Source organism: Streptomyces millisiae, assembly GCF_031845425.1.
Taxonomy (GTDB): Bacteria; Actinomycetota; Actinomycetes; order Streptomycetales; family Streptomycetaceae; genus Streptomyces; species Streptomyces millisiae.
Window position 1 is genome coordinate 29,478 of record NZ_JAVREM010000003.1, and the last position, 11,468, is coordinate 40,945.

The 11,468-nt window shown below is 74.7% G+C and carries 9 protein-coding genes; 8 read left to right on the forward strand and 1 reads right to left on the reverse strand.

Annotation, left to right across the window (positions count from 1 at the left end; genetic code table 11):
* The first annotated feature begins 41 nt into the window (after positions 1 to 41).
* Complete coding sequence (locus RNC47_RS04310) at positions 42 to 890, forward strand: alpha/beta fold hydrolase (RefSeq protein ID WP_311595656.1); 849 nt, start codon at positions 42 to 44, stop codon at positions 888 to 890.
* On the opposite strand, the gene RNC47_RS04315 is transcribed toward RNC47_RS04310, so the two are convergent.
* Positions 866 to 1,621: a GntR family transcriptional regulator gene (locus RNC47_RS04315; protein ID WP_311595658.1), complete on the reverse strand. Its 756-nt coding sequence runs from the start codon at positions 1,619 to 1,621 to the stop codon at positions 866 to 868. The genes RNC47_RS04310 and RNC47_RS04315 overlap by 25 nt on opposite strands.
* A gap of 337 nt (positions 1,622 to 1,958) precedes the next feature.
* Here RNC47_RS04315 and RNC47_RS04320 point away from each other — a divergent pair, with 337 nt between their 5' ends.
* Genes RNC47_RS04320 through RNC47_RS04350 form a run of 7 tightly spaced genes read left to right on the forward strand, consistent with a single transcriptional unit; the run spans position 1,959 to position 11,461 of the window.
* The gene (locus RNC47_RS04320) at positions 1,959 to 3,776 is read left to right on the forward strand and encodes an FAD/NAD(P)-binding protein (RefSeq protein ID WP_311595660.1); all 1,818 of its coding nucleotides are present in this window, start codon (positions 1,959 to 1,961) and stop codon (positions 3,774 to 3,776) included.
* Positions 3,773 to 4,939, forward strand: coding sequence for a C45 family peptidase (locus RNC47_RS04325; protein WP_311595662.1), 1,167 nt, complete (start codon positions 3,773 to 3,775; stop codon positions 4,937 to 4,939). The genes RNC47_RS04320 and RNC47_RS04325 overlap by 4 nt, the downstream gene beginning before the upstream one ends.
* Positions 4,936 to 6,513, forward strand: a complete 1,578-nt coding sequence (locus RNC47_RS04330; protein ID WP_311595664.1) for an ABC transporter substrate-binding protein — start codon at positions 4,936 to 4,938, stop codon at positions 6,511 to 6,513. The genes RNC47_RS04325 and RNC47_RS04330 overlap by 4 nt, the downstream gene beginning before the upstream one ends.
* Positions 6,513 to 7,442 (forward strand): ABC transporter permease, encoded by a 930-nt coding sequence (locus RNC47_RS04335; protein WP_311595665.1) that lies wholly within the window; start codon positions 6,513 to 6,515, stop codon positions 7,440 to 7,442. Before RNC47_RS04330 ends, RNC47_RS04335 begins: the two co-directional genes overlap by 1 nt.
* 3 nt (positions 7,443 to 7,445) lie before the next feature.
* Entirely contained in the window at positions 7,446 to 8,300 is an 855-nt protein-coding gene (locus RNC47_RS04340; RefSeq protein WP_311595666.1) for an ABC transporter permease, read from the forward strand.
* Positions 8,300 to 9,484, forward strand: a complete 1,185-nt coding sequence (locus RNC47_RS04345) for a M24 family metallopeptidase (protein ID WP_311595668.1) — start codon at positions 8,300 to 8,302, stop codon at positions 9,482 to 9,484. Before RNC47_RS04340 ends, RNC47_RS04345 begins: the two co-directional genes overlap by 1 nt.
* 21 nt (positions 9,485 to 9,505) lie before the next feature.
* Entirely contained in the window at positions 9,506 to 11,461 is a 1,956-nt protein-coding gene (locus tag RNC47_RS04350; protein WP_311595669.1) for an ABC transporter ATP-binding protein, read from the forward strand.
* Positions 11,462 to 11,468: the final 7 nt, after the last annotated feature.

Genomic DNA, 11,468 nt, shown 5'->3' on the forward strand with positions numbered 1-11,468 from the left:
GCATCGAGGTGTCAAGGCGCACGGCACGAAAGGACGCCGCGATGAGCACTGTCAACGTCAAGGGCATCACCGTCGGATACGAGGACGCCGGCGGGGACCGCCCGGACCTCACCCCGCTCCTGCTGGTGCACGGTCATCCCTTCGACCGCTCGATGTGGGCGCCCCAGCTCGCGACGTTCGCCGCCACCGGCCGCCGGGTGATCGCCCCCGACCTGCGCGGCTACGGCGAGACCACCGTGGTGCCCGGCGTGGTCACCCTCACCGACCACGCGCGGGACCTCGCCGCGCTGCTCGACGCCCTCGACGTCCCGCGCTGCGTGCTCGGCGGCCTCTCCATGGGCGGGCAGATCGTCATGGAGTTCCAGCGGCTGTACCCCGGGCGCGCCGCCGCCCTGCTGCTCGCCGACACCTCGGCCGCCGCCGACACGGAGGACGGCCGGGCCCGGCGGCGCGCCACGGCCGACCGACTGCTCGCCGAGGGCATGGACGGCTACGCCCACGAGGTGCTGCCCCGGATGATGGCGCCGTACAACATCCAGGCGCTGCCCTCCGTCGCCGCCCACGTGCTGCGGATGATGCGCGGCGCCCACCCCGAGGGCGCGGCGGCCGCGCTGCGCGGCCGGGCGCTGCGCCCCGACTACCGCGCCACCCTGGCCGGGGTGACGGTGCCGACGCTGGTCCTGGTGGGCGCCGACGACGAGTTCACGCCGGTCATCGACGCGCAGGACATCCAGGGGCGGGTGGCCGGGGCGCGGCTCGTCGTCGTCCCGGGCGCCGGGCACCTGCCCAACCTGGAGCGCCCGGACGACGTCGACGCCGCCCTCGCCGACCTGCTCGCCGGCCTCCCGGCCCCGGCGGTCGCCGCTCAGCCGCCCACCGGGAACTCGTAGACGAGGCGGAAGCGGCTCGCCGGCACGACCAGGTCCGCCGTCTCCACGGCCCGGTCGCCGGCGTAGTAGGTGCGCTGCAGGGCCTGGACCTGCGCGCCGGCCGCGAGGCCGAGCCGCTCGGCCTCCTCCGGGGTGGCGGCCCGGCCCGTCACCGACTCGGTGGCCCGGTCCACCGTCACCCCGATGTGCGCCATCCGCGCCACCACCCCGTGACCGGCCAGCGGCCCGGCGTCCGGCAGCGCCACCGGCGTGCCCTCGGTCAACGCCAGCGGCTCCCAGCTGCTGGAGAGCATGCCGGCCTCGCCGTCGGCCAGGAACGTGTACTCGCTGTGCACCACCGGCGCCTCCGGGTCGACGCCGAGCCGCTCGGCGATCTCGACGGGCGCCGGCAGCACGGCGGTGGCGACGCGCTCGCGGCTGCCGTCCGCCGCCCGCCCCGTGCCGTCGTCCGGCACGTAGAGGGTGCCGCCGAGCCGCTCGTCGTGCCAGGACCGCACGACGGCCCGCAGCGCGGTCGGCTCCCGGACGAAGACCCCGCTGCCGGCCCGCCCGTGCACCAGGCCCTCCGCCATCAGCAGCCGCACCGCCGAGATCGCCACGTTGGGGCCCACGCCGTGCGCCTCAGCCAGGGCCGCCCTGGACGGCAGGCGGGCGCCGGGCGGCAGCTCCCCCTCGACGATCCGGCGCCGCAGCTCGGCGGCCACCCGCAGATAGGCCGGGGTCTCAGGCATGGTGCGGCGGCTCCCGTCGCGGTCGACCGATGTGACGAACGACACAGTCCGCGAGTTGATGCAACAGGCGCGCGCCGTCCGCACAGGGCCAACTCGCGGTCGGCGCGCGCTATTCCCGCGTTCCGGAAAGCTGATGCAACAGGTTCCGGAAAAGGCGCGCGGTACGTTCGGAAGAAAGCGGCGTCCCGTTTGTTCAGTGAATGGAACAGGCTTGACTGCGGACCGCGCGGCAGGGCACATTTCCCGATCATCGAGACCCGGTCGGGCGGTCCGGCCTTTCCCCATTGACCGACCGCCCGACCGTCCCGCTCACCACTCGCGCCGAATGTGAACCACCATGACCCATAACGCAGCCTCCCCGGACGACGAAGTCCATCTCGTCGTCGTCGGCGGCGGGCCGCGTGGGCTCTCCCTGCTGGAGCGCGTCGCGGCGCGCGTCCGGCAGGACGGCGGCTCCGAACTGCGGATCGTGCTGGTCGAGCCGTATCCGGCGGGCGCCGGCAAGGTGTGGCGGCAGGGTCAGCCGGCCGAGCTGCTGATGAACACCACCACCGCCGACAACACCGTCTTCCCCGACGCCTCGGTGCGGCTCGACTCACCCGTGGAAACCGGCCCCACATTTCTCGAATGGCTGCGCCGGATAGCCGCCGAGGGACATCCCGATCCCGGTTGCCTGGCGTTCGCGCGGAGTTCCGGGGAACGCGACTACGCGCCGCGCCGCGTCTACGGCGCATATCTCGCGGAGGCCCTGGAAGCCGTGCGGGCGCGGCTTCCGTTCCGGGTGCTCGCCGATTCCGCCACCGGCATAGCCGGCACGGCCGACGGCCGTTACCTCGTGCGCCTGGCCTCCGGCGGCCGGCTCACCGCCGCCGCCGTGGTCCTCGCCACCGGCCACCTCGACGGACCGCCGGCGCCGCCCGCCGCCGAAGGACCGACCCTGCTCCCCGGCGGCCACCCCACCGACTACGACCTGGCGGCGACGGCCCCCGGCGCCGAGGTGCTGCTGCGCGGCGGCGGGCTCAACGCCTACGACGTGCTCGCCCTGCTGACCGAGGGACGCGGCGGCCGGCACACCGCCGCCGGATACCGGCCCAGCGGCCGGGAACCCAGGATCTGGATCACCAGCCGGCGCGGCGTGCCGTTCCACGCCCGCGTCGACACCCCCGGGGTACGCGCCCCGGTCGCCCACCTGACGCCGGAGACCGTCGACGAACTGGCCGCACGCCCCCGGCTCGACTTCCGCGCCGACGTCCTCCCGCTGCTCCACGCCGACCTCGAACTCGCGTGGTACCGGCGGGTGTTCGCGGAGCACCCCGAGCTCGCGACGGCCGAGCTGCCCGCCCTGCGCGCCGCCGCGCCCGCCTCCCACCGGCTCGTCCTCGACCGGCTCGCCGCCCCGCTCGAAGGGCGCCGGTTCGCCCACCCCGACCAGCTGCAACGCTGGTTCGCCGCCCACCTCGACGCCGACCTGGCGGCCGCCACCGACCCCGCGCTGCCCCCGGCCGCCGCGCTCGCCGTCGCCATGCGGCAGGCACGGCCGGCCCTCACCCGGCTGATCACCGCCGGCAACCTCACCGGCGAGTCCTACCGCCGCGACGTACTCGGCCACCTCAACGGCCTGCTGAACTTCTTCTCCGCCGGTCCGCCCGCCCGCCGGGTGCGCGAACTGCGCGCCCTGCACGCCGCCGGCGTCGTCCGGCTCCTCGGCCCGGCCACCCGCACCCCCGACGGAGCCTGGGCGTCCACCGTGGCCCCCGGACTCGCGGTGCGCCCCGAGGTCGTCATCGACGCCTGGATCCCCCCGGTCGACGTCACCACCGAGGGGACCGGCATCGTCCGCGCCCTGATCGCGGACGGCGTCGGCCGGCCGCACACCCTGCCGTCCGCCACCCCGGGCGGCGCGCCCCTGCCCACCGGCGCCCTGGACGCGCGGGCGCGCGACGGGCGGCTGCGATGTCCCGGCGGCGGTGTCCACCACGGCCTGTTCGCCGTCGGAGTGCCCCTCGAAGGGGTGCGCTGGACCACCGCCATCGGCGCCCGACCGGGCACCGACGCCGCCTTCTTCCACGAGACCGACCAGGTCGCCGCCGAGGTACTGGCCACGCTGAGCCAGCGGGGCCACCTCGCCCGCGCCCCCCAGGAGATCCCGCAGTGACCGCTGTGACCCCGCCCGCCGCGCACCCAGGACGCTGGCTGGAGTTCGGCCTCGCCGACCACTCCACGCCCACCGGGGCCGAGCCCGCCGCCGGCTACCTCGACCTGTCCGGCACCCCGGCCGAACAGGGCCGGCAGCATGGCGCCGCCGCCCGCGCCGCCATCGCCGCCAACATCGCCGCCGTCCGCCGCGACATCGCCGAACTCTGCGCCGACGAGGAGTCCCGCGCCCGCTACGAGCGCTGCCTCGACGCCAACGCCGACTTCGTGCGCGCCTCGGACCCCGACCAGTACGCCGAGCTCGCCGGCGTCGCCGAGGGCGCCGACGCGCCGCTGCGCGACGTCCTCGCCCTCAACCTCCCCGCCCACATGGTGCTGCGCTGGCTCCCGCAGGAGTGCAGCCAGCTGATCGTCGCCGGCGAGCACGCCGCCCCCGGCACCTCGCTGCTCGCCAAGACCCGCGACATGGCCGGCAATTTCGTCGAGCACGTCGTGCTCCGCCGCCGCTACCCCGACGGGCGGCGGCTCGTCGAGGTCACCGTCGCCGGCAGCGTGCTGTGGCCCGGCAGCGGCGTCAACGACTCCGGCGTCGCCATGTCCACCTCCGGCGTGTGGAGCCACCGCACCGAGGTCGACTGGCGCGCCTCGGGCGCCGGCTGGATCCTCATCAACTCCCACGACCTGCTGCGCCGCGCCACCAGCGCCGCCGAGTTCGCCGAACTGCTGCGCGCCCAGCCCAGGATCAGCGGCCTCAACCTCGCCGTGGCCGACGCCGCCGGCGGCCGCCTGGCGCTGGAGGCCACCGCGGACGACGTGCTCGTCCGCGACGAGGCCGACCGGCACGTGCTCACCAACCACTACGTCTGCCCGGCCACCGCGCCGCTCGCGCCCACCCCCGGGGAGAACGCCTCCACCTACCACCGCGACCAGGTGGCCGGGCGGGCCCTGGACGCGGCCCGGGACATGACCCCCGGGCAGCTCGCGGCGCTCCTCGCCGACCACGACGGCTACCCGCAGAACTCCCTCTGCCGCCACCAGGTCGAGGGCGCGGGATCCGAGACCACCTACGCCTCCATCGCCGTCCTCCCCGAGGGCGCCTTCTACGTCACCCTCGGCAACCCCTGCGCCTCCGACCGCGCCGTCTTCGGAGAGGCCGCCCGATGAGCCCACTGAACCGTCGTGCCCCCTCCCGTCGTGCCCCCTCCCGTCGTAACTTCCTCGGCCTCGGCGGCGGCGCGCTGCTGGCCGGCGCGCTCGCCGGCTGCGGCCTCGGCACCACCACCGCGAGCTCCCGGGCCCGCGACTCCCGGGTGGTCGTCGGCCTCTCCGCCGCCGTCACCACCCTCGACCCGATGAACACCACCTCGGTCGGCACCGACCTCTCCGTGCTGTCCTCGGTGTACTCCTCGCTGGTCACCCGCCGCCCCGACCTGTCCATCGGGCCCGACGCCGCCAGCTCCTGGGAGCGCGTCGAGCCCACCCGCTGGCGCTTCCGCCTCGACGAGCGCGCCACCTTCGCCGACGGCACCCCGCTCGACGCCGACGTCGTCGTCTGGAACGTCGAACGGCTGCTGAACGCCGACAACGCGCTGCGCATGACCTCCAACTTCCCGCTGCTGAGCGGCGCCGAGAAGGTGGACGCGACCACCGTCGACCTGGTGACCAGCGCGCCCGACGCCGACCTGCTCGGCGCGCTGTCCTTCCTCTACCTGCTCAGCCCCGCCTGGGCGGAGGCCAACAACCCGGCCACCGCCACCATGGGCTCGGGACCCTACGAGATCACCCGCTACAGCCCCGGCGGCATCGTCGAACTGCGCGCCCGCGCGGACCACTGGCGTGGCGCCCCCGCCATCCGCCAGGTCACCTACCGCATCACCCCGTCGGCCGCCGCCCGGGTCTCCGGACTGCTCTCCGGCGAACTCGACGTCGTCGCGGGGCTCGACCCCCAGGACCTCGACCGGCTGCGCACCGCCCGTGACCTGACCGTCCACCAACTCGACACCACCCGCATGGCGTTCATCAAGCTGAACACCCTCACCGGCCCGATGCGGGACCTGCGGGTGCGGCAGGCCGTCAACTACGCCGTCGACAAGCGGTCCATCACCGAGAGCCTGCTCAAGGGCACCGTGGAACCCAGCCCGGGACAGCTGCTCACCTCCGACTACGCCGGCTACCCCGAGGGACTCACCGGCTACCCCCACGACCCGGACCGGGCCAGGGAACTGCTGCGCGAGGCCGGCTACGGCGACGGCGAGCGGCTGCACGTCGAACTCACCGTGCCCACCGGCCAGTACGTCGCCGGCGACCTCATCGTGCAGGCCGTGGCCCAGCAGTTGAGCGAGGTCGGGATCCGCGCCGACATCAACAGCATCCCGTTCACCGTCTACATGCAGAAGTACCTGGTGGACCAGGACATGTCGGACATGCAGTACATCACGCAGGCGTGGCCGACGCTGGCCGCCGGCGGCCTCTACGGGCTCTTCGTCTCCGACAGCCCCTACGCCTACTGGGACGACGCCGAGTTCACCGCCGCCGTCACCGAGGCCCGCACCACCGAGGACACCGCGCGCCGCGACGAGCTCTACGCCACCGCCGCCCGCCGGGCCCGCGAACAGGCCCCCGTGCTGTTCCTCTTCCCACAGCCCGGCATCCACGCCGCCGCCCGGAACCTGAACTGGCGCGCCCGCCCCGACGACTGGGTGCGCCCGGCCGAGATGTCCTGGAAGGAGGACGCCTGATGCTCCGCTTCGTCCTGCGCCACCTCGGCCTCACCCTGGTCGCCGTCTGGGGCGCACTCTCCGCCGTCTTCCTGGTCCTGCACTCCTCCGGCGACCCCGCCGTGATGATGGCCCCGGTCGGCGCCGACGAGGACCAGATCGCCCGGCTCAGCCACGCCCTCGGCTACGACCGGCCGCTGGCCGAGCAGTACGTCACCTTCTTCGGCGACGTGCTCCGCGGCGACTTCCCCGACTCGCTCACCTTCCAGCAGTCCGCGCTCCACGTCGTCCTGGAGCGGCTGCCCGCCACCGTCACCCTGGCCGTCACCGCGCTGCTGATCGCCTGCGTCGCCGCCGCGGCCGCCGGCCTGTGGTCGGGCTCCCGCGAGGGCGGCGGCGCCCGCCGCGAGTGGCCCATGTGGCTGGTCTTCCTCGCCCAGTCCGTGCCCGGCTTCTACATCGGCGTCCTGCTGGTGTGGATCTTCGGCGTCCAACTCCGCTGGCTGCCCACCTCGGGCTCCGAGGGCGCCGGCGCCCTGCTGCTGCCCGCGCTCACCCTGGCCTGCGGCGTCACCCCGCCGCTCGCCCGCGTCTTCCGCAACAGCCTGCGCGGCGAGCTGGCCCGCCCCTACACCCGCACCGGCATCGCGCTCGGCATGTCGCGGGCCAGGGTGCTGCGGCACGCCGCCCACGGCTCCATGCTCCCGACCATCACCATCCTCGGCCTGGAAGCCGGCGCCCTGCTCGGCGGCACCGTGATCGTCGAGAGCGTCTTCTCCTGGCCGGGCGTCGGCCAGCTGGTCATCACCGCCCTGCAGAACGAGGACTACCCGCTGGTGCTGGCCGACCTCACCTTCCTGATCACCGCGTTCGTGCTGGTCAACCTGATCGTCGACCTGCTGTACGGCCTGCTCGACCCGCGGGTGCGGCACACGAGTGCGAGGAGCTGACCGATGAAGAACCGACACCTCCTCGGCGGACGCGTCAACGGCGGCACCGTGGGCGCCGCCGTCCTCGTCCTGATCGTCGCCCTCACCCTGCTCGCCCCCCTCATCGCCCCGCACGACCCGCTCGCCCAGGACCTGGCCCACACCAACGCGGCCCCCGGCGAGCACGGCTACCTCCTCGGCACCGACCAGCTCGGCCGCGACCTGCTCAGCCGGCTCCTGCACGGCGCCCGCACCCCGCTGCTGGTCGGCGCGCTCGCGGTGCTGTGCGGCGGGGTCTTCGGCACCGCGCTCGGCCTGGCCGCCGGCTTCGCCCGCGGCTGGCTCGACCAGATACTCTCCCGGATCACCGACATCCAGCTCGCCCTGCCCTCCATCCTGCTGGCGCTGCTGGTGCTCTCCTTCGGCGGCCGGTCGACCGCCGTCCTGGTGCTGGTCATCGCCCTCACCGGCTGGCCCACCTACTTCCGGCTGGTCCGCTCCCGGGTCCTCGCCCTGCGCACCAGCGAGTACGTCGAGGCGTCCCTCACCCAGGGCGTCCCCGCCTGGCGGGTCGCCGTCCGCGACCTGCTGCCCGGCGTGCGCGGCCTGGTCGCGGTCACCGCCACCCTCGACCTGTCACGGGCCGTGCTCATGGAGGCCGGCCTCAGCTACCTCGGCCTCGGCGCCCAGGCACCCGAGGCCGACTGGGGCCTGATGGTCTCCGAGGGCCAGGGCCAGCTCCTCAGCTCCTGGTGGATCGCCGTGCTGCCCGGGCTCTGCCTGGTCGCCCTGGTGATCTCCGCCAACCTGCTGGGCGAACGCCTCTCCCGCCGCCGCGGCGCCCCCCACGTACCGACAACCGCCACGAGGACCGTCTGATGCTGCCCGACACCACCACCGTCAGGGCCCGCTGGGCCCGCGTCCAGGAGAACCTGCGCGCCGCCGACGTCGACGCGATGATCGTCCTCAAGCCGCAGAACACGTTCTACCTCTCCGGCTACACCCCGGTGATCTACTCCCACCCCGCCCTCGTGGTGCTGCCGGCCGAGGGCGAGCCCGTCTTCGTGCTGCACGCGCTGCGCGCCCACTCCTCGCGGCGCGTCTCGCTGATCACCGACATCCGCCCCTACGGCCGGTGGGCCAGGGAGATCGGCCCCGACCACTGGTGGCAGGTGCTGTCCGACGTGCTCGCCGAACGCGGCCTGGCCGGCGGCCGGATCGGCATCGAGGGCGAGTTCCTGCCGCACAACCACCTCGCCAGGTTCACCGAGGCGCTGCCCGGGGCCACCTTCGTCGACGCCGGCCAGGCCCTGATGCGGGCCCGCTACGTCAAGGACGCGGCCGAACTGGAGTCGCTGCGGGTCGCCGCCTCCGTCGCCGACGCCGGCATGGACGCGGTGCTGACCGCCGTCGCCGAGCGGCGCAGCGAGGTCGAGGTCTCGGCCGCCGCCATGCGCGCCATGCAGGAGACGTGGGCCACCCGGCACCCCGACCGGATCGCGATCGACTTCGGCAACCTGGAGGGCGGCGTCTTCAACTCCCTCTGGGCCTACTCCCTGGTCGGCGACCGGGTCCCGATGAACTCCGCCCCGCCCACCGACCGCCGCCCCGTCGACGGCGAGATCCAGTGGACCGTCATCTGGACCGCGATCGACGGCATGCACACCGAGAACGAGCGCTCCGTCGCCGTCGGCCGGCTCGACGCCGAACGACAGGCCGCGTTCGAGGCGCTGCTGGAGATCAACGAGGAGGTCAAGCCGTACCTGCGGCCCGGCCTCAGCTGCGCCGAGGTGTACGAGGCGGCGCGCGCCTCCTATGTGCGGCACGGCTACGGCGACTACCTGCCCGGCCGGATCGGCCACGGCCTCGGGCTCGGCCCGCACGAGCAGCCGAGCCTCGGCCCGCACGACGACCTGGTCCTGGCACCCGGCATGGTGCTGACGATCGAACCCAACCTCCGCATCCCCAGCTTCGGCGGCCTCCAGCACTCCGACAGCGTGGTGATCACGGACACCGGCTTCGAGTACCTCACCACCACCCGCCGTGACCTGATCCAGGTCTGAACCGCGCCCGGGAGCCACGTCATGTCACTGCTGTCCGTCACCAACCTCACGGTCGCCTTCGCGGGCGCCGCCAGGCCCGCCGTGCGGGACGCCTCCTTCGAGGTGCGCCCGGGCGAGATCGTCGGCCTGGTCGGCGAGTCGGGCTCCGGCAAGAGCACCACCGGGCTCGCCGTCCTCGGCCTGCACGACCCACGCACCACCACCGTCACCGGCTCCGTCACCCTCGACGGGCGGGAACTGGTGGGCGCCGACGAGAAGACCCTGCGGGCGATACGCGGCCGGCGGGTCGCGATGATCTTCCAGGACGCGCTCGACGCGCTCAACCCCTACCGGCGGGTGGGTGAGCAGATCGCCGAGGCGTACCGGCTGCACCACGCCGACGCCGACCGCGCCACGGCCCGCGCCCGGGCCGTGGAACTGCTGACCCGCGTCGGCATCGACCGCCCGGAGGAGCGCGCCCGCCAGTACCCGCACCAGTTCTCCGGCGGCATGCGGCAGCGCGTCATGATCGCGCTCGCCCTGGTCAACGAGCCGGAACTGCTCATCGCCGACGAGCCGACGACCGCCCTCGACGCCACGGTCCAGGCCCAGGTCCTCGGCCAACTCGTCCGCCTCCAGCGGGAGACCGGCATCGGCGTCGTCCTCATCACCCACGACTTCGGCGTGGTGGCACAGGTCTGCGACCGCGTGGCCGTCATGTACCGCGGCCGGCTCGTCGAACAGGGCCCCACCGAACGCGTCCTCACCGCCGGCACCCACCCCTACACCCGCGCGCTGGTCGCCTCCGTCCCCCGCCCCGACGACGAACCCGGCACCCGCCTCCCCACCGTCCCCGAGGTCGTCGCCACCCTGGTCGGCGAACTGGACGAGGAGGCCCTCGCCGACCCGACCCTCCGCGTCCCGCCTCCGGCGGAGACCGCCGCGCCCGGCGGCGAAGCCGCAGGGGCCGCGTCCGCGCCGGCCGGCTCCGCCGGCCGCGCGGCCGGGCGGGGCGCTGCGGTGCCGGCCGTCTCCGACGGCTCGGACGCCCTTGCGCCGGGCGGTGGTGAAGCCGCCTCGCCGGAGGCGGAGGCAGCGTCAGCCACCGTCGGCGGCGGAGCCGCCACGGCCGCGCCGCGGCCGAAGGCCGGGCCCGCGTCGGCCAGCCCGGGCGAAGCCCGGTCGGCTGCCGCCGTCTCGCCGGAGGCGGACGCGGCGCCGTTGCTGGTCGTCAGGGATCTGACCGTTTCCTATCCCGGCCGGCTTGGCCGGCCGCGGCAGGTCGCCGTGCGGGGGGTGTCGTTCGAGATCGCGGCGGGGGAGACGTTCGGGCTCGTCGGCGAGTCGGGGTCCGGGAAGAGCACCATCTCGCGGGTGCTGCTCGGGCCCCGGCGGCCGGACTCCGGGACCGTGTCGCTGGACGGCGAGGACGTCACGCACGCCTCCCGCCGCGCGCGGCGGCGCCTCGCGCCGCGGGTGCAGATGGTGTTCCAGGACCCCTACGGCTCCCTCAACCCCGACCGCCGGATCGGCGACACCGTGGGCGCGGGGCTCGCGTTCCACACCGACCTCGGCCGCGCCGAGCGGCGTGCGCGGGTCGCCGGCCTGCTGGCCGAGGTCGGCCTGGACCCGGATCTCGCCACCGCCTACCCGGACGCGCTCTCCGGCGGCATGCGGCAGCGCGTCGGCATCGCCAGGGCCCTGGCCCTCGAACCGCGGCTGCTGGTCGCCGACGAGCCCGTCTCGGCGCTCGACGTCTCCGTTCAGGCGCAGGTGCTCAACCTCCTCACCGAGCTCCAGCGCCGCCGCGGCCTGGCGATGCTGTTCATCTCCCACGACCTCACCGTCGTGCGCCACATGAGCAGCCGGATCGCCGTGCTCCGCGCCGGCGAGATCGTCGAGTCCGGCGACCGCGACCAGATCATGGAGCACCCGGAGTCCGACTACACCCGGGCGCTGCTGGACGCCGGCCACCCCGCCGCCCGCCGAGCGGCCTGAGGAGGTA